This is a genomic window from Scandinavium sp. M-37 (genome assembly GCF_043558715.1).
GTDB classification, from domain to species: Bacteria; Pseudomonadota; Gammaproteobacteria; order Enterobacterales; family Enterobacteriaceae; genus Scandinavium; species Scandinavium vulneris_A.
Genome location: NZ_JBIGIN010000010.1, coordinates 39,886 through 62,441 on the forward strand (window position 1 = coordinate 39,886; position 22,556 = coordinate 62,441).

The 22,556-nt window shown below is 56.9% G+C and carries 15 protein-coding genes; 3 read left to right on the forward strand and 12 right to left on the reverse strand.

Annotation, left to right across the window (positions count from 1 at the left end; genetic code table 11):
* Positions 1 to 42: 42 nt before the first annotated feature.
* A complete protein-coding gene (xseA, locus tag ACG0Z5_RS09485) occupies positions 43 to 1,428 on the forward strand; it encodes an exodeoxyribonuclease VII large subunit (RefSeq protein WP_394446721.1) in 1,386 nt (461 codons plus the stop codon).
* A gap of 30 nt (positions 1,429 to 1,458) precedes the next feature.
* On the opposite strand, the gene ACG0Z5_RS09490 is transcribed toward xseA, so the two are convergent.
* The 12 genes from ACG0Z5_RS09490 to ACG0Z5_RS09545 form a co-directional block, all read right to left on the reverse strand.
* A complete protein-coding gene (locus ACG0Z5_RS09490; protein ID WP_394446723.1) occupies positions 1,459 to 1,677 on the reverse strand; it encodes a zinc ribbon domain-containing protein in 219 nt (72 codons plus the stop codon).
* A gap of 48 nt (positions 1,678 to 1,725) precedes the next feature.
* Complete coding sequence (locus tag ACG0Z5_RS09495; protein WP_394446725.1) at positions 1,726 to 2,817, reverse strand: Gfo/Idh/MocA family oxidoreductase; 1,092 nt, start codon at positions 2,815 to 2,817, stop codon at positions 1,726 to 1,728.
* Between the two features lie 74 nt (positions 2,818 to 2,891).
* Complete coding sequence (der, locus tag ACG0Z5_RS09500; protein WP_319628013.1) at positions 2,892 to 4,370, reverse strand: ribosome biogenesis GTPase Der; 1,479 nt, start codon at positions 4,368 to 4,370, stop codon at positions 2,892 to 2,894.
* Positions 4,371 to 4,453: 83 nt separating this feature from the next.
* A complete protein-coding gene (gene bamB, locus ACG0Z5_RS09505) occupies positions 4,454 to 5,632 on the reverse strand; it encodes an outer membrane protein assembly factor BamB (protein WP_394446728.1) in 1,179 nt (392 codons plus the stop codon).
* A gap of 10 nt (positions 5,633 to 5,642) precedes the next feature.
* Positions 5,643 to 6,263, reverse strand: coding sequence for a YfgM family protein (locus ACG0Z5_RS09510; RefSeq protein ID WP_394446730.1), 621 nt, complete (start codon positions 6,261 to 6,263; stop codon positions 5,643 to 5,645).
* A 33-nt stretch (positions 6,264 to 6,296) separates the two neighbouring features.
* Positions 6,297 to 7,571: a histidine--tRNA ligase gene (gene hisS, locus ACG0Z5_RS09515; RefSeq protein ID WP_394446732.1), complete on the reverse strand. Its 1,275-nt coding sequence runs from the start codon at positions 7,569 to 7,571 to the stop codon at positions 6,297 to 6,299.
* A gap of 93 nt (positions 7,572 to 7,664) precedes the next feature.
* On the reverse strand, positions 7,665 to 8,786 hold the full coding sequence (gene ispG / locus ACG0Z5_RS09520) for a flavodoxin-dependent (E)-4-hydroxy-3-methylbut-2-enyl-diphosphate synthase (RefSeq protein WP_394446734.1): 1,122 nt from the start codon (positions 8,784 to 8,786) through the stop codon (positions 7,665 to 7,667).
* Between the two features lie 26 nt (positions 8,787 to 8,812).
* Positions 8,813 to 9,844 (reverse strand): cytoskeleton protein RodZ, encoded by a 1,032-nt coding sequence (gene rodZ, locus ACG0Z5_RS09525; protein WP_394446736.1) that lies wholly within the window; start codon positions 9,842 to 9,844, stop codon positions 8,813 to 8,815.
* 263 nt (positions 9,845 to 10,107) lie between these two features.
* Entirely contained in the window at positions 10,108 to 11,274 is a 1,167-nt protein-coding gene (locus ACG0Z5_RS09530; protein WP_394446738.1) for a bifunctional tRNA (adenosine(37)-C2)-methyltransferase TrmG/ribosomal RNA large subunit methyltransferase RlmN, read from the reverse strand.
* Positions 11,275 to 11,423: 149 nt separating this feature from the next.
* Positions 11,424 to 11,855 carry a nucleoside-diphosphate kinase gene (gene ndk, locus ACG0Z5_RS09535; protein ID WP_319628006.1) on the reverse strand — a complete coding sequence of 144 codons (432 nt, stop codon included), beginning with the start codon at positions 11,853 to 11,855 and terminating at the stop codon, positions 11,424 to 11,426.
* 157 nt (positions 11,856 to 12,012) lie between these two features.
* Positions 12,013 to 14,337: a peptidoglycan glycosyltransferase PbpC gene (gene pbpC / locus ACG0Z5_RS09540; RefSeq protein WP_394446740.1), complete on the reverse strand. Its 2,325-nt coding sequence runs from the start codon at positions 14,335 to 14,337 to the stop codon at positions 12,013 to 12,015.
* Position 14,338: 1 nt separating this feature from the next.
* Entirely contained in the window at positions 14,339 to 19,294 is a 4,956-nt protein-coding gene (locus tag ACG0Z5_RS09545; protein WP_394446742.1) for an alpha-2-macroglobulin family protein, read from the reverse strand.
* A 296-nt stretch (positions 19,295 to 19,590) separates the two neighbouring features.
* On the opposite strand from ACG0Z5_RS09545, the gene ACG0Z5_RS09550 reads away from it, so the two are divergent.
* Positions 19,591 to 21,135, forward strand: coding sequence for a PTS transporter subunit EIIC (locus ACG0Z5_RS09550; protein ID WP_394446744.1), 1,545 nt, complete (start codon positions 19,591 to 19,593; stop codon positions 21,133 to 21,135).
* An 11-nt stretch (positions 21,136 to 21,146) separates the two neighbouring features.
* Positions 21,147 to 22,514 (forward strand): 6-phospho-alpha-glucosidase, encoded by a 1,368-nt coding sequence (locus tag ACG0Z5_RS09555; protein ID WP_394446746.1) that lies wholly within the window; start codon positions 21,147 to 21,149, stop codon positions 22,512 to 22,514.
* The last annotated feature ends 42 nt before the right edge of the window (positions 22,515 to 22,556 follow it).

The window sequence follows — 22,556 nt, forward strand, 5'->3', positions numbered from 1 at the left end:
TCGACTGAATAACCTGCTGATTTAGAATTTGATCTCGCTCACATGTTGCCTTCTCATTCCCCCGCAATTTTTACCGTTAGCCGCCTGAATCAGACGGTGCGTTTGCTGCTTGAGCAGGAAATGGGGCAAGTGTGGATCAGCGGCGAAATCTCCAACTTTTCTCAGCCCTCTTCCGGCCACTGGTACTTTACCCTCAAAGATGACAACGCCCAGGTGCGCTGCGTGATGTTTCGCAACAGCAATCGCCGGGTCACGTTTCGACCGCAGCACGGTCAGCAGGTTTTAGTCCGGGCAAATATCACGCTGTACGAACCGCGCGGTGATTACCAGATTATCGTCGAAAGTATGCAGCCCGCGGGCGAAGGGCTGTTGCAGCAGAAATTCGAACAGTTAAAAGCACAGCTGAATGCGGAAGGCCTGTTCGATCAGCAATTCAAACAGCCGTTGCCGACGCCTGCGCACTGCGTCGGGGTCATCACCTCGAAAACCGGGGCCGCGCTGCACGATATTCTCCACATTCTGAAACGCCGTGACCCGTCGCTGCCGGTGGTGATTTATCCCACTCAGGTGCAGGGTGACGATGCGCCTGCACAAATCGTTCGCGCCATCGAACGGGCAAACCAGCGTGAAGAGTGTGACGTGCTGATTGTTGGGCGCGGCGGGGGTTCGCTGGAAGATTTGTGGAGCTTTAACGACGAGCGCGTGGCACGGGCCATTTTTGCCAGTCGCATTCCGGTAGTGAGCGCAGTCGGGCATGAAACCGATGTAACCATTGCCGATTTCGTGGCTGATTTGCGTGCCCCTACCCCTTCTGCGGCTGCGGAAATGGTGAGTCGTAATCAGCTGGAACTGCTGCGCCAGGTACAGTCTGCGCAACAACGGCTGGAAATGGCGATGGACTACTTTATCGCCAACCGTAACCGTCGGTTCAGTCAGCTTCAGCATCGACTGCAACAGCAGCATCCGCAGCTGCGCCTCGCACGCCAGCAAACGGTGCTCGACAGGCTGCGTCAGCGCATGAATTTTGCGCTGGATAACCAGTTGAAGAAATCGACCCAGCGCCAGCAGCGCATGGTTCAACGCCTGAATCAGCAAAACCCGCAGCCGCGAATTTATCGGGCGCAGACGCGCATTCAGCAGCTGGAATATCGCCTGACACAAACGCTGCGGGCACAGCTCAGCACCTCGCGTGAACGTTTTGGTAATGCCGTGACGCATCTTGAAGCCGTCAGCCCGTTATCGACCCTGGCACGCGGCTACAGTGTCACTACCGCCGCCGATGGCACACTGGTGAAAAAGACCAAACAGCTGAAAGCGGGCGACACCTTAACGACCCGCCTTGAAGATGGGGTGGTGGAAAGCGAAGTGACAAAAGTGACTGCGGCGAAGAAAACGCGGACGCGTAAAGCGAAACTCCAGGCCCGATAAGCAAAGCACTATCGGGCATTTCCTGGGTTTTTATGGCGCGACGACAAACTCCACGCGCTTTTTCGAAATTAATCCATGGCCGTTCTGGCAAAAATAATCCACCGCCCCGCAAGCCTTTAACACTTCCAGCGGCTTATGGCATTCCGGACACCGCGCCTGCACTGCGTGATCCTGCTCGCACTGCGCGCAATGGGCTTTATCGCCCTGCCGCTCCAGCGGATGGTTACAAACCGGACAGTTCAGTTCCATAGGGACTCCTTAGGTCTTCGGAAACATCAGTTTATTTTACCACGGACCTCAATGCGGGCCGCGCAGCTGTTGCTGTAATTGCAGCAGAGCCGTGACTTCTGCGATTCGTCGCTGAGTCAGGATGCTGACCTGCTCCGGCATGCGTGCAAATATGCTGTTGGCGCCCAGGATAAATCGACCCAGACAGCGACCGTAGATCGGGCCATCCAGCGTCCAGCGCTTAACGGTTTCGTCCTGCCAGATCTCCAGCACGTCCTGCGCTCCACGGCGATCCTGGCTGAGCACCGTCCCGTTATGCAGATGCAGGCGAATGCCTTTTTGCCCGCCGGCTGGCCCGGCGTATTTATTCAGCCAGATCTCCAGCGGAATGCCGCCCAGCTCGCCCTGCAGATGCGCGCTGCCTTCGGCTGTGGTGACGTCACCCGGGGTAATGGCGTTGCCCAGCCGGTCTTTGGCCTCGCACAGCGTCAGGCGGAGTTGATTATTCACGCCCACCGCGGCCAGCGTTTCATGCATCATCGCCAGCACGTGGGTGCCAATATCGACAATCACCCCGTCAGGGTGGCGAAGCTGGCGGGTATCCGGTTCGCCGGTGGCAAAGTTGAGGGCGATCGGTTCGCCCTGGGCGTTAAACCCGCTCGGCTCCAGCAGATAACCTTCAATTTTTGCAATATCCGCCAACGACAAAATCGGCGTACTCACCAGGGAATACGCCGCCTCCGGCTGCCAGTCGCTGTCAGGGTCGCCATGCGCCAGTTGTGCCACGCCATCACGCGCCATCCAGTGATCGAACGCCAGCACCCGGCTGGCATGTTCAGGCCGGGCCAATAACTCCTGAAGCCGAGCCAGCTGCGCCAGCGTTGCCGCCACCGGTTTCTCCACCACGATGCGCGGCACGGCCGTTTGCAGCACCTGTTCCAGCACCGGTAAGTGCGCCAGCGAGGCGGTAGTTATCAACACCATATCTGGCTGGGTCGCCAGTAACGCCTCCAGAGAATCACAGCGCGTTATCCCAGCGGGTGCGCGGGCCGCGTCAACATCAAAACCAAAGCACTGCGCAGGCGATATATTCAGACGCTGAAGCGCCGGTAACCAGGCGGTGTCGATTACCGAACCCAGGCCAATAAATCCGAGTTTCATCGTTAACCTCACAGACAAAAAAACCCGCCATCAGGCGGGTTAGTATCAGTACCGCGCCAGCTTATCAGCCGCGCTTACTTACCTTTTTTGATGTGTTTAATCAGACGCTTACGTTTACGCATCTGGTTCGGGGTAAGGGTATTACGCTTGTTCGCGAACGGGTTTTCCCCTTCCTTGAACTGAATGCGGATTGGTGTACCCATGACGTCCAGCGATTTGCGGAAGTAGTTCATCAGGTAGCGTTTGTAAGAGTCCGGCAGGTCTTTCACCTGGTTGCCGTGGATAACCACAATCGGCGGGTTGTAACCCCCGGCGTGGGCATATTTCAGCTTCACACGACGACCACGAACCAGCGGCGGCTGGTGATCTTCTGCCGCCATGGTCATGATGCGGGTCAGCATCGCGGTGCTCTGGCGACGAGTTGAGCTGTCGTAGGCTTCGCGAACGGACTCGAACAGGTTACCCACGCCGCTACCGTGCAATGCAGAAATGAAGTGCACGCGGGCAAAGTCGATGAAGCCCAGACGGAAGTCGAGGGTCTCTTTGACCTGCTCTCTCACTTCATTGCTCAGGCCATCCCATTTGTTGACCACGATAACCAGTGAGCGCCCACTATTGAGGATAAAGCCGAGCAGCGAGAGGTCCTGATCGGAAATGCCTTCGCGGGCATCAATAACCAGCATCACTACGTTAGCGTCTTCAATCGCCTGCAGGGTTTTGATAACCGAGAATTTTTCTACGGTGTCAGTGATTTTGCCACGCTTACGTACCCCGGCGGTATCGATGAGGATATATTCGCGTTCATCGCGTTCCATCGGGATATAAATGCTGTCACGGGTGGTGCCCGGCATGTCGTAAACGACCACACGGTCTTCACCGAGGATACGGTTAGTTAGCGTTGACTTACCGACGTTAGGGCGACCAACGATAGCCAGTTTGATAGGCAGACTCTGCGGGTCAAAGTCGTCTTCCGGCTCTTCGACAGGGACGCCATTCTGTTCCGCTTCGAATTGCGCCCAGTAGGCAGCGTCTTCATCCACTTCTTCAGCAGGTGCAATCTCTTCCATAAACGGCAGAAGCGCTTCTTCAATCAGGCTGGTAACACCGCGCCCGTGTGAAGCGGCAATCGCGTGAATATCACCTAAGCCCAAAGACCAGAAATCCGCCATCGCCTGATCCGGATCGATGCCATCGGTTTTGTTGGCCACCAGGAAGGTCGCTTTTTCGCGTGAACGCAGGTGCTTAGCGATAGCCACATCCGCAGGCATCAGCCCCGCACGCGCATCCACCATAAACAACACAACGTCAGCTTCTTCAATCGCCAGCAGCGACTGTTCTGCCATGCGCGTTTCCACACCTTCTTCCGTGCCATCAATACCACCGGTATCGATACAGATAAACTCGCGGCCTTCCACTTCAGCACGACCGTACTTACGGTCACGAGTCAGACCCGGGAAATCCGCGACCAGCGCATCTCGCGTGCGCGTCAGACGGTTAAACAGCGTGGATTTTCCAACGTTAGGGCGCCCGACAAGCGCGACCACAGGTACCATGATAAATGCCTCTTAAAATCTAAAAACAGTAAAACGGCCCCTGCTAAAACAGGGGCCGTTTGCAATGCATACCGCGAACAGACTTAACGCGTAAGGGAGTACAGCGTACCGTCTTTCGCCTGGATCAGCAGTTGACCATCGGCCACCACAGGATCGGTCAGAAATCCTGAACTGTCCACTTTTTGCTGAGCAACAAAGCGGCCATCCTGCGGGTTAATCCAGTGCATGTAACCTTCGCTGTCGCCGACGACCAGGCTGCCATTATACAGCACTGGGGATGTCAGCAGACGGTGCAGCAGATCGCTCTGCGTCCACAGCGTCACACCACCATCGGTGCTGAGCGCCAGCAGACGGTCGTTCTGATCGACCAGATAAATACGGTTGCCGTCGACGATAAAGTCGTTGACCGAGCCCAGTTCACGTTTCCACATCACCTGGCCGCTACGCAGATCCATCGCGGTCAGATTGCCGTTGTACGCCAACGCGTAAACCGTACCGTCCACGATAACTGGCGTGGTATCGACGTCGCTCAGACGATCGATTTCGGTCGGGCCGGTGGCCTGGGAAATACGTTGCTGCCAAATCAACTGACCCTGCTGCATCAGCACAGCGCTCACACGACCGTTATCACCGCCAACGATGGCGGCGCCAAAGGCGGTTGCCGGAGCGGATTCACCGCGCAGAGACAGCGCTGGCATGTCGAGGTTAACGGTCCATTTCACCGCACCGTCGCTTTCATTCAGGGCCTGCATCTGACCATTGCTGGTATGGATAAGCACCACACCGTCGCTCACCACCGGACGCGATAATGCTTCACCGGCAACACGGGTCTGCCACGCAACGGTACCGTCACTGGTGTTCAGCGCATAAACCTGTGCTTTTTCAGAGCCAACATACACGTGGCCGCCGTTTACCGTCAGGCCACCAGAGAGCAGCGCCGGTGTATGTGAGAACCAGCCGTCTTTCTCAGCCAGGTTCACGGACCACACTTCTTTCCCGCTTTCTGCGTGCAGTGCCTTCACGGTACCGCTACGGTCTGCCGCATACACCACGCTATCAGCATAAGCCGGGTGCAGATTGGAGTAGAAATCGCCAATGCCGCTACCTACAGACTCGCTCCAGGAGGTCGTCGGGGTAAACTGATTTTCAACCGTTGGCAGCGGGGACATTTTGACAACGTCTTCTTCGCTGTTAAACAGTGAACAACCGCTCAATAACGTAACAGACAGCAGTCCTGGCAAAAGTAATTTACGCAATTGCATCGGGTCCCTCTCAGATGGACAAATTATTCATTTTCATGCGCATCATTTCGCTGAGCGCCGGTGAAGCATCACTTTTTACGCCAGCTTCCCAGGCGGCGCGAGCCCCCTGCTTATCGCCTTTGCTTAACAGGATTTCACCGCGTAAGTCCGCGACGATAGCTGTCCAGCCTTCCCCTTTGATACCCTCAAGGGTTTTCAGTGCTGCATCAGGCTGTTTCATTTGCAGCTGAACGCGGGCCAGACGCATGTTGATAACCGATTTCAGGTTATCGTCAGGCGCGGCAGCCAGGCCCAGCTGCAGTTGTTTCTCGGCTTTATCCAGCTGGTTAGCGTCAACAAACTGCTGAGCCAGTTCCAGCGCGGCAAATGCGCCGTAGGCATTCTTTTCGTCTGCCGCGATTTTCTGCGCAGCAGCATAGGTCTCTGGTTTGTCCGCTTTCAGCGTCGTCATGGCACTTTCATAGGCCTGTGACGTCTCACGGGAATTGTTTTCCTGATGTGAGGACCAATAACGCCAGCCAATCAGCGCTCCAATCCCCAGCACAACGCCCACCACCAGCGCTTTGCCGTTTTCAGCAAAGAAATTTTTAATCGCGTCGACCTGTTCGTTTTCGTTACTGTAGACTTCCACGCAGTTCTTCTCCTGAATAATAGTCCCGGGCGATTAGCCCAGCAGTGTGCGCAAATGCGCGGCAACGCTGTCCTGCGTTACAGTCGTCTGCTCACCAGAGCGCAAGTCTTTAATCACCACATTACCTTCGGCCACTTCAGATTCACCCAGCACCAAGGCAACGCGTGCGCCCCACTTGTCTGCCCGAGCAAACTGCTTCTTGAAGTTACCACCGCCGTGGTTTGTCATCAGTTTGATGGCCGGCATTTGGTCACGCAGCTCTTCAGCCAGACGCAGTGCGGCGGACTGAGTACCGGTGCCAGAAGCGACCAGGTATATATCGACAACAGGATCGGCTTTAAATTCCGGGTTGACGGCCTGAACCAGTAAAACTAAACGTTCAAGACCCATCGCAAAGCCAACGGAAGGGGTAGCACGACCGCCGAGCTGTTCCACTAAACCGTCGTAACGGCCACCCGCACAAACGGTTCCCTGGGAACCGAGGCTGCTGGTCACCCACTCGAATACGGTGCGGTTGTAGTAGTCGAGACCACGAACCAGACGCTGGTTCACGGTGTAGGCAATCCCGGCATCGTCGAGCAGCGCGCACAGGCCTGCAAAGTGTTCACGGGATTCATCGTCAAGGTAATCGCCCAGCGCCGGTGCGTTATCAAGCAGCGCCTGAACGTCCGGATTTTTCGAATCCAGCACGCGCAGCGGGTTAGTATACATGCGACGTTTGCAGTCTTCGTCGAGTTGGTCTTTGAACTGTTCCAGATAGGCCACAAGCGCTTCACGATAATTCGCGCGGGCTTCCAGTGAACCGATGGAGTTCAGCTCAAGGCTAACATGTTCGGAAATCCCCAGCGCACGCCACCAGCGCGCGGTGAGCAGGATCAGCTCAGCGTCGATGTCCGGGCCCTGCAGGCCAAACACTTCACAACCCAGCTGATGGAACTGACGATAGCGTCCTTTCTGCGGACGTTCGTGACGGAACATCGGGCCGATGTACCACAGACGCTGTTCCTGATTGTACAGAAGACCATGCTCGATGCCGGCGCGTACGCAGCCCGCAGTCCCTTCGGGACGCAGCGTTAGGCTATCGCCATTGCGGTCCTCAAAGGTATACATCTCTTTTTCAACCACGTCGGTAACTTCGCCGATAGCGCGTTTGAATAACGGGGTCTGCTCTACAATCGGCAAACGGATTTCACTGTAACCGTAGCTGCCGAGCACCTGTTTCAGAGTGCCTTCAATGCGCTGCCAGAGAGCGGTTTCGCCCGGCAGGTAATCGTTCATGCCGCGGATGGCTTGAATGTTTTTTGCCACGTTTTTTCTCTTTATAGATACAAAAATGAACCCTGACGCCCGGGGCGTCTGCGGGTTCAATCATACACGGGAAGCGTGCAGCTTCCCAATACGTTATTTTGCTTCGACCTGCTGCACGTCGATACGGCGGGCTTCGTCAAGAATGCTGGCCTTGGCACGAATGCGGGCTTCGAGCTGGCTAATCATGTCGTTATTGTCGAGACGGTCTTTACGGACGCCGTCTTCATACAGGCCGCTTTTCTTATTGCCGCCGGTCACGCCGAGCGTGGACACCAACGCTTCACCCGGGCCATTCACCACGCAACCGATGATCGATACGTCCATCGGGGTGAGGATATCTTCCAGGCGCTGTTCGAGGGCATTCACGGTACCGATCACGTCAAACTCCTGACGCGAACAGGTTGGGCAGGCAATGAAGTTGATCCCACGCGCGCGGATACGCAGCGATTTGAGAATATCAAAGCCCACTTTGATCTCCTCGACTGGATCCGCCGCCAGCGAAATACGCAGCGTGTCGCCGATCCCTTCAGAGAGCAGCAAACCGAGGCCAATCGCCGACTTCACGGAACCGGCACGCGCGCCGCCCGCTTCGGTGATCCCCAGATGCAGAGGCTGATCGATTTGCTTGGCCAGCAGGCGATAAGACTCTACGGCGAGGAACACGTCAGACGCTTTCACGCTGACTTTAAACTGATCGAAGTTCAGACGATCGAGATGATCGACGTGGCGCATAGCGGACTCAAGCAGCGCCTGAGGCGTCGGCTCGCCATACTTTTCCTGCAGATCTTTTTCCAGCGATCCGGCATTCACGCCGATGCGGATAGGAATGTTTTTATCGCGCGCGCAGTCGACAACCGAACGAATACGCTCTTCGCTGCCAATATTGCCGGGATTGATACGCAGACAGTCCACGCCATACTCAGCCACTTTCAGCGCAATGCGGTAATCGAAGTGGATATCAGCGACCAGCGGTACGTTGACCTGCTGCTTGATGAGCTTAAAGGCTTCGGCAGCGTCCATGGTCGGGACCGAGACGCGGACGATATCCGCGCCAACGCGCTCGAGGGCTTTAATCTGATTGACCGTTGCTTCCACATCGGTGGTGCGCGTGTTGGTCATGGACTGCACGGTGATAGGAGCCCCATCACCGATTGGCACGTTCCCAACGTAAATGCGTTTGGATTTTCTACGTTGAATCGGAGCCTGGTTATGCATGCGAAATCTCCCGCGTTACGCGTCTGTTACTGAGCCTGTGCCGGTGATTGTTCGGCATTAAGCGTCAGACGTGCAACCTGGTTTGTTCTGATAAAACGGCTCAGGTCGACAGGTTTACCCTGGAACTGAATCTGAACGGCCGCCGGTGCGCCGATTTTGAGTTTGTACGGCGCCTGGCCTTCTAAATTGAGCGTGCCGTCTTTACGCTGTAAACCGCTGAACAGTTTTTTACCGGTAGAATCGGTGACTTCCAGCCAGCAATCTGCGTTGAAGTTCATCACCAGCGCGTTCGGGCTAGCGTTTGGCGTGACCGCAGCCTGATCGGTTGGCAGCGTGGCTGCCGGGGTAGCCGCCGCCGTTGCGGTGCTATCCACGTTAGCCTGAGACGGCGAGACGACCGCATTGTTTTGCGGATTCGTTTGTGCGGTGCTCTGTGCATCTGGCGCGGTTTGCGCCGGTGCAGTCTGTGCGCTTGCCGCAGGTGCGTTAGCATCCGCAGCAGGGGCTGATGGTGCAGTGTCAGCCGTGGCGTCTGGCGCCTGAGTCTGTGAACCGCTGGTATCCAGCGGGACATTTTGGCTGCTGTCGTTAGCATTCAGTTCAGCACTGGACTGATCGGCCATTGTGGTGATTTCTTCCTGCTGCGCTTTGTGGTTCTGCCACCACCATGCGCCAGTCAGACCGACAACCACGAACAGGACCAGCCAGGTAAAGCTCATCAGCCAACCGTCTCGTTTCTTGCGACGTTTGCCCAAAGACATTCTCTGCATTGGTGCCATTTTGGCCGCGCGAACCGGAACCTCTTTCGCCAGAATAGGCAAAAGCTCTTCTTCAGGAATATGAACAAGACGGGCATAGGATCGGATATAGCCACGCAGGAAGGTTGAAGCGAGTGAGGCCGGCGCCTTGTCGTCTTCAATATCGCGAACGGTGGACACCTTCAGGCATAAGCGTTCAGCGACAGCTTGCTGGCTGAGTCCGAGTTGTTCACGGGCGTTACGCAGACGCGTCCCCGTGCTTTGTGCTGCTTGTGGGTCTTGAGTGGCTTCAGTATTCATTCGCTACAGCTGCTGCTACGTAAATTTAGGTTCTGGTGGCGGAAAAACCGCACCGCGAAACATCTGATTGCCCGTCATCCGACAGACAGTATAAACACGTTCGGCTAACCCCTTAAACGTAAGGCTAACCTGTTGTTGCCCCGCTACATACTGCCTTAATCCTGGCATAAACGCACCGTAATTATTAATCGGATCAGTGCGTTTCGGTTATTCCTTAAACATTTTAGACTCCGCGCAGAAAATCGTGCGCGGAGTACGGTCTATCAGACCGCTTTCACCTCAATCGGTTCACCCTGCATACGTTTACGCATTGTCCGCTTGGTACGGTCGATAACATCGCCCGCCAGCTGGCCACAGGCCGCGTCAATGTCGTCGCCGCGGGTTTTACGCACGATGGTAGTGAAACCGTAGCCCATCAGCACTTTAGAGAAACGATCGATTCGGCTGTTGGAGCTGCGACCATATGGCGCACCCGGGAACGGGTTCCATGGGATTAGGTTAATCTTACATGGGGTATCTTTCAGCAGCTCTGCCAGCTGATGCGCGTGGTCAGTTTCGTCATTGACGTGGTCAAGCATCACGTACTCGATGGTCACACGACCCTGATTGGCGTTAGATTTTTCCAGATAACGACGTACCGCACCGAGGAAGGTTTCGATGTTGTACTTTTTGTTGATCGGGACAATCTCATCGCGAATTTCATCGTTCGGCGCATGAAGGGAAATCGCCAGCGCGACGTCAATCATATCGCCAAGTTTGTCCAGCGCTGGCACAACGCCAGAAGTAGACAGGGTGACACGACGTTTAGACAGACCGAAACCGAAATCGTCGAGCATGATTTCCATCGCCGGAACCACGTTGGTCAGGTTGAGCAGCGGCTCTCCCATGCCCATCATCACCACGTTGGTAATCGGACGAACGCCGGTCTTTTTCTGCGCGCCGATAATTTTCGCCGCACGCCAGACCTGGCCGATAATTTCCGAAACACGCAGGTTACGGTTAAAGCCCTGCTGCGCCGTGGAGCAGAATTTACATTCCAGCGCACAGCCGACCTGAGAAGAGACGCACAGGGTGGCGCGATCGTCTTCCGGGATGTAGACCGTTTCAACGCGCTGATCGCCGACGGCGATAGCCCATTTGATGGTGCCGTCAGAGGAACGCTGTTCTTCCACCACTTCCGGGGCACGAATTTCAGCGACTTCTTTGAGCTTGGCGCGCAAAACTTTGTTGATGTCAGTCATCTCATCAAAGTCATCGCAGCAGTAGTGATATAACCACTTCATTACCTGATCGGCGCGGAAAGGCTTTTCGCCTAAGTTATTGAAAAACTCGCGCATCTGCTGACGGTTTAAATCCAGCAGGTTGATTTTGGCATCTTTATTGGGAACCGTCAGTGAGACGTTATCAGGTGTGACAATTTGTTCAGACATAGTGTATTCCGGCCTCGTTATTACACGTTATGGCCCCTGGAGGGTTGAAAAAGAAACGCCCCGGCGAGCAAGCTGCTCATCCGGGGGCGTTGCATTGTACAAATTCTGGCGCATGGATGCCACGTTTGCACGTGGCATTTACGAAATAATTAGCGGGTACGTGCGCAGACTTCGCCTTCTGCGAAGAAGTAAGCAATTTCGCGCTGAGCAGATTCTACAGAATCAGAACCGTGGGTGCCGTTTTCGGTGAAGCTGTCAGCGTAGTCAGCACGCAGGGTGCCAGCCAGCGCGTTCGCCGGGTTGGTTGCGCCCATCAGGTCACGGTGACGCTGAACGGCGTTTTCGCTTTCCAGTACGGAAACCACGATTGGACCAGAGGTCATAAACTCTACCAGACCGTCGAAGAATGGTTTGCCGTCGTGTTCTGCATAGAAGCCACGAGCCTGCTCAACGGTCAGGTGCAGCATTTTAGTACCGACAATCTTGAACCCTGCTGCTTCAAAGCGCGCAAAGATGCTGCCAATAACGTTTTTTGCCACCGCGTTCGGCTTGATGATGGAAAAAGTACGTTCAATAGCCATGATAACCTCTAATTTCTGTGCTGTTGTTGTGCATACGACTGTATGATCTGGCGCGCATTATAATGAGCAATAATGCCCCTGCATATGGACGAAGGTAACATTTTGTTAAAATAAGACGAATATCAGCAACACAACCGGGTAACTCGCTGAAATTCATCTACTGCAGGGTAAAACTGGCTGCCGCTATCTGGCCCGCTTCATCCATCACCACCAGCTGATACTCCCCGGTATTTTCCAGCGACAGCGTCACGTTCGGCCCGGTATTGTCCGTCGGCTCACCATTAATAAACCACCAGCGTCGCCCCTCTCCGCCCTGGGTTTGTAACGCCAGCGCCGCCAGTTTTTCACCCGGCAGGCGTTTGATGATTGCCCCCTCACGCACGCCGGATAAAGTCAGCGGGATGAGATCCTGCTGATGCATCGGTGGACAGGTTTTAGAGGCGACAGGTAATCGCGCAGCCCGCCGTTCAGACGGGGGTAACCACGGCTCCAGCGGTAGCGGCCAGACATCGAGCGTGGTCTGCCTGGCACCGGGACAATCCGCGGCCACCCGCTGGCCTTGTGCATCCAGCCATACCGGGAAACGAATGCCCCGCAGTCCATCCTGACCGGGCAATAACAGCGTCGGCGGCTGGCTGTTATCGAGCAGCCAGGTCGACAATCGGCGGCGGCAGTTGTTGTCCCCCACCGCCAGCGACTGACCGCCCGGCCAACAGATAGAGCCTGTACTCACCGAGGCCGGACGCGGATCCGCAGGCAGACCATTCTTCGCCGATGCTGCCCGCGACAGCAGCAAATTACTCACCTGATTGAGCAGGGGGATCGCGCTGATAAAGCCGAACTGACCGACCACCGGCGTGCCGTCCGGTCGCCCGGTCCAGATCCCTACCACGTATCGGGCGTTGATGCCGATAGCCCATGCATCGCGATAGCCGTAGCTGGTGCCGGTCTTCCACGCCAGCGGCACCACCGCAGGCATCGATCCATCCGGCAGCGGTTGATCCTCACCCGCCAGAATGCGTCGGATTATCCACGCCGAGCCGGGCGACAGCAGCGGTCGCTCAATCAATGGGTCCCCCGCGAGCATCCGCAGTCGTCCCGCCTGACCGTACCGGGCAAAGGCGCTGTAAGCAGCCGTAATATCCGCCAGGCGCGCCCCTGCTCCGCCGAGGATCAGTGACAGATTGGGCTCCGCGCCGTTAGGCAGAATCAGCGGCAGTCCCGCATTTCGCAGCCGCGCGGCAAACTGTTTCGGCCCATAGGCTTCCAGCACCTGAACGGCCGGGAGATTTAGCGAACGCACCAACGCATCGCTCATGCTTACCGGGCCGTGAAAACCGCTGTCAAAATTACCTGGGCGATAGTCGCTGAAACGGCGTGGCACATCCTGTAACAATGATGCCGGGTGAATCAGCCCGTCGTCCATCGCCAGACCATATATAAACGGTTTCAGCACCGATCCCGGCGATCGTACCGCGCTGACCATATCGACATGCCCAAAACGGCTGTCATCGCTGATATCTGCCGATCCCACCCAGCCACGGACTTTCATGTTGGTGTGATCGACCACAACCATCGCCAGCGAACTGCGCGGCGGCAGGCGTGATTTCCAGTTCAGCGCCATCTCTTCCAGTTGACGCTGTAAGGACGCGTCAAGCGTGGTGACCACTTTTTCGCTGCGACTTCGCGCCAGCGCGCGGCGGGAAAATAGCGGGGCCAGTTGAGGCATCTGGCGTGGGAACAGCCAGACCGGTTCCTGGCGTGCCTCTTTCACCACCTGCGCAGACCACACGTTCTGCGTCACCATCCGGGCCAGCACTTTATCGCGTGCGGCCTGCGCACGCTCCGGCCAGCGGTCCGGACGCAGACGGCTCGGGGCCTGAGGCAGAACCGCCAGCAGTGCAGCCTCGGAATAGCTGAGCTGCTTCGGTGGTTTGCCAAGATAAGCCCAGCTGGCCGCGCCAATCCCCTGTAACGTCCCGCCGAACGGGGCCCGATTGAGATACAGCGTCAAGATTTGGCGTTTATCCAGATGCCACTCCAGCTGAAGAGCCCGCCAGAGCTGGCGTACTTTCCCGCCAAAAGTGCGCGAGTGTGGGTCAAGTAACCGCGCCACCTGCATGGTGAGCGTGCTGCCGCCCGAAATAACTTTCCCGGCGCGAAGATCTTGCCATGCGGCGCGCAGCACCGACAGTGGATTGACGCCGGGATGCTCCCAGAACCAGCGATCCTCATACTGAATAAGCGCCTGCAGGTAACGCGGGGAAACGTCTTCAATGGTCACCGGATAACGCCAGATCCCTTCGGCATCGGCAAAACGCCACAGCGGCGTGCCATCTTCGGCAACCACCACGCGGGCAGGCGTAACCTCATTGAGCGGTAATGGCCACAGACGATCGGCAATAATGATCGCCAGCCAGATAAAAACGAGAAATCCCGCCAGCCACAGCCAGCGGGATTTTTTCAGACCAGAAAATGTCATCTTACGGAACGATAATCAGCGGCCCACTGGCAGCCCCGGTCGCACGCCACTGCGGAACATACATCGATTCCACCTGTGGCACCGGCACCGCGTAGGAGCCCGGCGTCACGGCCCGCGCCAGATACACCAGCGTCACCGGCTGCCCTTCATTCACCGCAACCGCTGCAACAAAGCGGTCATCGCGGAACTCAATGTGCTGCACATCCGCCTGCTGCATCTGGTTGAGCAAGTTCTGCACCTCAGCCCCGTTATCCTGCAGGCTGGCGCTGCTGTTCGCCAGGTTCTGGTTTTCCAGTTCCAGACCCGCGGGCAGCAGGTCAACCACTAAGGCATCCGGCACGTTCTGGCTGGCGTTAATTTGCAGATGCACCAGCACCAGGTCGCCACTGCGCAGCGACGACAGGGATTTAAGCTGGCCGTCAGTGCCGAGGAACTGACGTTCAATCCGCAGCACATTGCTGGCTGGCTGTGGCGCATACTCCGGATAGCCGCTGCTGTCCAGACGCAGCCACAGCGGCTGCGGGCCGGTGTTTGTCACGTTCAGGGACGTCAGCTGGTCGGCAGTCAGATTCCGCGACTGCGCTTTGTCTGCGATCAGCGGTTCCGTTTGCAGCGAGGTCTGCGCCTGCCAGTTGCCCGGTAAATCCTGCAAACCTTTTGCCGCCAGGAACAGGGCGTTCATCTCCTGTGTGGACAGCCAGCGCTCACTGAATGCCTGCTGAGACAGGGCATTGAGCAGCGTATTTTGCGCGTCCGGCAGCAGCTTGTTCTCTTCCAGCAGGCTGAGCATCAGCGCGTTATCGCGAAGCTGGCTGCCGTAGTCGGCCATCCAGTGATTTTTATCACTGCGCGGAGTGGTCTGCGCCAGCGCAATCGCCTCGTTACCGCGCGGGGTATCGCCCATCGCCTTCAATGCCAGACCGAGCTGAAGCAGCGGCAGACCGGCTTTCGCCTGAGCATGACGCTCCCAGATTTCGCGCAGGGCACCCAGCGGCGCTTTCTGCTGACGCGCCAGAACCAATGCCGCATAAGACTGCACCGCAAAACGGCTCGCCTGGCTGTCATCGGTGTAACGAATGGTCATCAGACCCGGCTCCTGCAAATAGCGCAGCAGGCGGTTATTGCCTTTGGCGATCGCGTCCGCCGAAACGCTGTAGCCCTGCTCGCTCGCGCGGGTCAGGAAATCCATCACGTAAGCGGTAAGCCAGTACTCTTCTGAACCTTCTTTATCCCACAGCGAGAATCCGCCATCGTCGCGCTGCATTTGCAGCAGTCGGGCGATACCGATATCCACCGCCGCACGGCGCTGCTCATCGCTGTCACCCTTGATGCCCAACGCTTTGAGCTGCTCGGCATTGGTGTACAACTGCGGGAACAGGCCGCTGGCAGTTTGCTCCAGGCAACCGTACGGATAGGCTTTCAGTTCGCGGATGTAGCGGCCCAGATTCAGCGGCGGCTTGCCGCTAAACAGCAGCTGGCTTTGCAGCGTTTGCGGAATAAAGCCCTGCAAATGCGAAGCCGGTGCCGTCCAGCTTTCACCAGGCTGCAAGGCAATCCCGGAATTCACGGTTTGCGCCGGGAACGCCGGACGGACGCCAATTTTCCACTCTTTTTGCAGCGGGGTGAAGGTTTCCCCCGGCAGCGTCAGGCCGCTGACGGTAGCCTGCACGGCTCCGTCACCAAAGCCATCCTGTGCGCTAACCGGAATAAACACCGTCATGCGCGCCCCCGGTGCGAGTTTGAACGGCTCTGGCTGTGCGCCCTGCAGTTGCAGCAGCCCGTTGGCGGTCAACTTCACGGTTAAGGTTTGCGGCTGATCGGTCAGGTTAGTGACATCCATCGTCAGACGGCTGTTGTCTCCGCCCGCCAGGAATCGCGGCGTGTTCAGCTCGGCAATCAGCGGCGCGGCAACGACCACTTTACTGTCGCTGCTGCCAAAATCATCGGCGGTCCAGGCCTGGGCCATCACCCGCAGTTCGCCGTTGAAATCGCCAATCGGCAGGGTGACCGTGCCTTCACCTTTGTCATCCAGCGTCACCGGCTGCGCCTGTTGTGCCACGATAGTGACGTGGTTCACCGGCGGTTTACCGCCGCGTTTAAGTTCATCGCCGTCGCCACCAAAACGCAGACTGGCCAGACGCCCCTGGCCTTCAATCACCTGACCGTAAATGTCATAGATATCGGCGCCGTAACGTTTCTGCCCGAAGAAGGCATTCCACGGATCCGGCGTGGTGTAATCGGTAATGTTCAGCACCCCGCTGTCCACCGCGGAGACCAGTACGTTCACCTGTTTAGGCAACGCGCCGTCTTTGGCACTGGCTTTGATTTTTACCGTGAGCGGCTGATTAGGGCGCATTTTCTGCGGCGCATCGAGCGCGATATTCAGACGACGATTTTCATCCCCGAGCGGTAAATGCAGCAGACCCACCGCGCGTTTCGGCGTGGCGGATTTGGATTTGTCGCCCGGACGGATAACCAGCGTGCTGAGATACAGGTCGTGTCGGTTCCACTTCTGATCGACCGGAATCGACAAGTCCATGCCTTGCGCCGGAACGTCAATTTCCTGCCACCACAGCGGGCCTTCACTGGATTCAACCATCGCATAACCTTTGCCTGCCGCCGGGGCCGCAATGTGTAACTTGATGGTGTCGCCTGGTTTGTACGACGGTTTATCGAGCTTCATGGTTACGCGGTCAGGACGCGCGGCCCCCGTACCGTCGCTGTTATCCTGCCAGCTGTACCCGGCCCAGAAACGCATACTGCTCACGGTCTCATCCGGCGCTTTGACTTCCAGGCGATAAGAACCCCACTCCACCGGGAAGCTGACCTTGCCGGTTTCATCGGCTTTCAAGTCTATCGTCTGCTCGCCTTCAATCAGGTCCTTTTGATCGAACTGGGACAACCAGCCATCGCTGTCTGACCAGTTCCAGTAATAGTCACGACGTTCACGGACCAGCCTGACCTGCAAACCGCTGACCGCCTTTTTCTCGCCCTGCGCATTGGCATACACGATATCGAACCCGGCGGTGCTGTTTTCATCGACCATCGGTTGATTAACGGTGGTGTCGGTCCGATAGTCGTACACCGCTTTACGGGTGAATTGTGGACGGATCCCCGGCAGCGTGTCGGCAGGCCAGACCGCCTGTTCCGCACGGCGCGTGACCGGGCGACCGCCGGATTCCAGCAGGCTCGCCTGCAGGATCACCTGCAACGGAGAATGGGTCTCCTGCCACTGGCTGTCGACATCGACGTTGCCACGCCCTTGTGCATCGAGTTTGATCTGTACTTCGTCCAGCGTACGGGAGAGATTGTCCTCGGCGATATCGCCAAATTCAAAGCCCGGCAGCGCGGGCACAGCGTCACGCAGCGGACGCAGGAACAGTTTGCCCTGCAGGGTATTGCCGTTGGCGGGTGCGCCATACAGGTAGTAACCGGACACGCCAAACTTCACGTTTTCGTCAGGGGATACCGGGGCTTTTTCCGGCGTCAGGTTCAGGGCCATGCGCTCAGGCATGAAGTCTTCGACGTGGAAATCCCATTCGCGTTTCTGGTTATCGCCCGCGCTGGCACGCACGTGCCACATTCCGGTCGCCGCGCTGGCATCCAGCGCCCAGTTGAACTGATACAGGCCGTTGACCGCCTTGCTCATAACGGTGCGAACCACCTGGCCGTCAGGCTGAACCACTTCGAGTTTCACCGGCTGATCGGGCAGCGGCTTACCGTCGCTGTCGCGCAGCAGGCCGTTCACAATCACCGTTTCGCCAGGACGATACAGGTCACGTGGGCCAAACATGAAGAACTGCTTGCTGTAGCCCGGCGCACCGGCGATATCAAATTCCGCCAGATCCAGGGCCGGGAGCTTCAGGTCGAGCAGCGTAGTCTGGCCGTCTTTTCGCGCCAGTAACAGGGCCGCTTCTTTATCGGTTTGCAGGCTTACGTGGCCTTTCGCATCGCTGTTGGCCTGCGCCAGGGTTTGCCCTTTGTCATTCAGCAGCTGGACGTCAATTCCGCTCTGCGCCGTGCCATTTTCCAGGCTCTGGGTAAACACATCCAGACGGTTATGATACCGGTGCGCGGAGACCCCAATATCGCTCAGGGTGAACAACGTCGCCGCATTGCTGTAGGTGTAATGACCCGCCTGATTCATCACCGCCACGTACACGCCTGCCTGCTGCAGCGGTTTAATATCGCTTAACGGCAGCAGCAGCTTTTCACGAGTGTTACGTTCAGGATTGAGATCGAAGCGCCCGGTGTAGACCAGGTCCGCCATTTTCAACAGCTCATCGGATTCCCAGTTGCTGAGCGAACTGCGGTATTCCCACTGGCTGACAAACGACGCCAGTGATTCGGGTTTGATGCGGAAGAAGTTCACGTCAACGTTATTGACGTTAAGCGCCATCACCGGTAGACCGGCAACAACTTTGCCCGGCAGCAGCGAGCCACGGCTGGCAAAGCCCACGCTAGGGGCGATATCGCGAGTGGCGATAGCCTGTTCGTAGTTTTTATCGAAGGTGGCTTTATTGACCGCGAGCAAATCAGGATCGATGGTTAAGACCAGATTACGCTTGGGCTCGAGGTGGCGCATGCGCAGTTCTTTTAGGTTCGGCGCCAGTTCCCAGGCCCCGTCAACCTTGCCACTTTTCTTATCGACCAGATGCACGCGGCCGGAAAAATCCTGTGAGGGATTAAGCGGAATGGAGAAAGTCAGCACCAGCGTCGCGGCGCCATCAAGCTGGACTTCGGAGGCATCGATCAGGGCCAGCGGTTTGCCTTTGCTTTGCGCCGCCAGTTTATCGAGCGTGGCCGCGTCTGGCGCAGTCGGTGCAGGTTTAGCCTGCGTTTCGCTGGCGGACGCGGCGGGTTTTGCGGCCTGCGGCTTGTCATCATTATCGCAACCAACCAGCGAAAAAGCGGTGAGCAACGCCAGTGACAGCGCTGCCAAACGATACGGTTTCATCCATTAACCCCTGGCCCAGAAAGCCTCAAATTTTCGTCAACACAGTATTATGCTTAATCTGGTGTTTTACCAACAGCATATAAATTCTGATTTGCGCAGCCTTCTACGTTTTAGACGACGTCAGGACAACCCACACTTCCCCACTGATACCCCGATCACAACGCCAAAGGTTACATGTTACCTTTGGCGTCATTTGTTTTTAAAACAATAAGATATCTGGATGTACTGGCCTTAAGCCTGCTAGCTTTAAGCCTGAAACGCACCCTGAGTGCGCGGTTCAATAAAGAGAGAACGTCATGAAACGAGCCGTGAATGCCCTACAAAACTTCGGAAAGTCATTATATGGACCGGTGCTTATCTTACCGATAGTCGGTCTTTTTATTGCTTTTGGTAACGTCCTGGGTAACGGCAACCTTGCCGAATATCTGCCCTTTCTGGGAAACCCGCTGATTCAGAACCTCGGTCAGCTGATTGCGAAATCAGCCGTATCGGTATTGGTCAATCTGGCGCTGGTGTTCGCCGTCGGGATCCCAGTCGGGCTGGCGGCACGTGATAAAGGCTACGCGGCCCTGATTGGTCTGGTGACCTTCGTGGTGTTTATCAATGCCATGAACGTCACCCTTCAGCTTCAGGGTGAACTCGCCCCCGCAGATCAGATGAAAGCCGCCGGACAAAGCATGGTATTAGGCGTGCAGGTGCTGGAGATGGGCGTCTTCGCCGGGATCCTGACCGGGGCGCTCTCCGGCTATCTGTACAACAAATATTCCGGCGTGCAGTTTAACGGAGCGATGGCTATCTATTCCGGCCACTGTTTTGTCGCCATCATCATGTTGCCAGTGTCGATGATCCTCGGGGTGCTGATGAGCGAGCTGTGGCCATTCGCACAGCATAGTATCAGTGCCCTGGCGCTGGCGATTAAAGGTTCCGGCGCGGTAGGGGTAATGATTTATGGTTTCCTCGAGCGCATTCTGGTGCCCACCGGGCTGCATCATCTGGTCTACACCCCGTTCCTGTATACCGAGTTGGGTGGTACGCAGGAGGTCTGCGGCACGCTGTATCAGGGCGCACGGAATATCTATTTCGCGGAAATGGCCTGTCCAGAGGTGAAACAGTTAAGCAGCACCGTGGTCTGGGATGCGCGGGGTATCAGTAAGATGTTTGGTCTGCCTGCGGCGGCACTGGCGATGTACATGACCGCCAAACCCGAACGCAAGGCCGCGGCAAAAGCCATTCTGATCCCGGCGGCGTTGACCTCCCTGCTGGTCGGCGTCACCGAGCCCATCGAATTCTCCTTCCTGTTTGTCGCCCCGCTGCTGTTTGTGGTCCATGCGGTGCTCACCGGGATCGGCATGATGCTGTTCTCCCTGCTGGGTGTTCACGCCATTGGTGCTAACGGCATTATCGATTTCATCCTCTACAACCTGCCGCTGGGTACTGAAAAATCCAACTGGCCGATGTACATCGTGGTCGGCGCCATTATGTTCGCGCTCTACTTCGTCGTGTTCCGCTTCTTGATCCTGCATTTCAACATGAAAACGCCCGGTCGCGAGGATGCCGATGAGGAGACGCGTCTGTACAGCAAGCAGGAGTATCAGGCCAAGGGCAACAACGACGGACTCGGCGCATCCATCGTGGCAGGCCTCGGCGGGCGAGAAAATATTGAAGTGGTGGATAACTGCTACACCCGCCTGCGGGTCACGGTGAAGGACGTCGATATCATCGATGAACCGCGGCTTAACGCGACGGGAGCCAAAGCCGTTATCAAACAAGGCAACAACGTTCAGGTGGTCTACGGGCTGCACGTCAAAAAAATGCGAGAAGCCGTTGAGACGTTTCTCTGAAGGAGCTAAAAATGTTTAAACCCCCCTTTATTCTCTCGATTGCCGGTGGCGGCAGCACTTACACCCCCGGGATTGTCAAAAGCCTGATGGTGCGTTTGCAGGATTTCCCCCTCGCGGAAATTCGCCTGTACGACATTGACGCCCCCCGGCAGAACACCATCGCCCCGGTGGTCGAGAAGGTCATCCGCGATCACAGCCAGGACATCAAGTTCACCGTCACCAGCGATCCGGAAGTGGCCTTTAGCGGAGCGCATTTTGTGTTCGCCCAAATGCGCGTGGGTCAGTACAAAATGCGCGAGCTGGACGAGAAGATCCCCCTGCGGCATGGCGTGGTCGGGCAAGAGACCTGCGGCCCAGGCGGGCTGGCATACGGACTGCGCACGATCCTGCCGATGGTGGAGCTCATCGATCTGGTGGACAGCTATGCTCACGCGAAAGCGTGGATCGTTAACTACTCCAACCCGGCCGCGATCGTCGCCGAAGGTGTACGTCGCCTGCGCCCTAACGCACGGGTGCTGAACATTTGCGATATGCCGGTCGCCGCGATGCGCAATATGGGCGCCATCCTCGGGGTCGATCGTCACAAACTTGAAGTGGACTATTTTGGGCTGAATCACTTTGGCTGGTTTACCCGTGTCCTCGTCGACGGTGAAGATAAACTGCCGGAGCTGCGTCGCCATATCGCGAAATACGGTTTACTGACCGAAGATGCGGCCAAAACCGATCCGCAGCACTCCGATCCGTCATGGGTGAAAACCTGGCGCAATATCAAGCCGATTATGGATAACTTCCCGGAGTATCTGCCGAACCCGTATCTGCAGTACTACCTGATGCCTAACCAAATTGTTGCGCACCAGAACCCGGACTATACCCGCGCCAACGAAGTGATGAACGGGCGGGAGAAAAAACTGTTCGCCGCCGCAGAAGAGTATAAGCGCACCGGCATTTTGTCTGACGCTTTCCACGTTGGCGTGCACGGCGAGTTTATTGTCGATGTGGCCCGGTCGCTGGCCTTCAACCTGCGACAACGCCATCTGGTGATGGTTGAAAACCGCGGGGCGATCGTCAACCTGCCTTACGATGCGGTGGTGGAAGTGCCGGCCTATATCACGTCGGAAGGGCCAGAACCGGTGCGGGTCGGCCAGGTGCCGCTGTTCCATCAGACGCTGCTGCAACAGCAGCTCGCCTCCGAGCAACTGCTGGTGGAGGCCACCATTGAGGGGAACTATGAAAAGGCCCTGCAGGCCTTTACGCTGAACCGTACCGTGCCGACCATGGAACACGCTAAGGCTATCCTCGACGAGATGATTGAAGCTAACCGTGATTACTGGCCCGCATTGCAAAAAGCCTGGCAGGATGGCGAAGTGATAAAAAAATAGGGCGTTGCTCGCGAGTTGAACGGGGTTTGCTTGTCGGTGTCA

Excerpts from the sequence above, each read along its gene's own strand:
- xseA (WP_394446721.1), top strand. The coding sequence starts at position 43 with ATGTTGCCTTCTCATTCCCCCGCAATTTTTACCGTTAGCCGCCTGAAT.
- ACG0Z5_RS09490 (WP_394446723.1), bottom strand. The coding sequence starts at position 1,677 with ATGGAACTGAACTGTCCGGTTTGTAACCATCCGCTGGAGCGGCAGGGC.
- ACG0Z5_RS09495 (WP_394446725.1), bottom strand. The coding sequence starts at position 2,817 with ATGAAACTCGGATTTATTGGCCTGGGTTCGGTAATCGACACCGCCTGG.
- der (WP_319628013.1), bottom strand. The coding sequence starts at position 4,370 with ATGGTACCTGTGGTCGCGCTTGTCGGGCGCCCTAACGTTGGAAAATCC.
- bamB (WP_394446728.1), bottom strand. The coding sequence starts at position 5,632 with ATGCAATTGCGTAAATTACTTTTGCCAGGACTGCTGTCTGTTACGTTA.
- ispG (WP_394446734.1), bottom strand. The coding sequence starts at position 8,786 with ATGCATAACCAGGCTCCGATTCAACGTAGAAAATCCAAACGCATTTAC.
- rodZ (WP_394446736.1), bottom strand. The coding sequence starts at position 9,844 with ATGAATACTGAAGCCACTCAAGACCCACAAGCAGCACAAAGCACGGGG.
- ACG0Z5_RS09530 (WP_394446738.1), bottom strand. The coding sequence starts at position 11,274 with ATGTCTGAACAAATTGTCACACCTGATAACGTCTCACTGACGGTTCCC.
- ndk (WP_319628006.1), bottom strand. The coding sequence starts at position 11,855 with ATGGCTATTGAACGTACTTTTTCCATCATCAAGCCGAACGCGGTGGCA.
- pbpC (WP_394446740.1), bottom strand. The coding sequence starts at position 14,337 with ATGACATTTTCTGGTCTGAAAAAATCCCGCTGGCTGTGGCTGGCGGGA.
- ACG0Z5_RS09545 (WP_394446742.1), bottom strand. The coding sequence starts at position 19,294 with ATGAAACCGTATCGTTTGGCAGCGCTGTCACTGGCGTTGCTCACCGCT.
- ACG0Z5_RS09550 (WP_394446744.1), top strand. The coding sequence starts at position 19,591 with ATGAAACGAGCCGTGAATGCCCTACAAAACTTCGGAAAGTCATTATAT.
- ACG0Z5_RS09555 (WP_394446746.1), top strand. The coding sequence starts at position 21,147 with ATGTTTAAACCCCCCTTTATTCTCTCGATTGCCGGTGGCGGCAGCACT.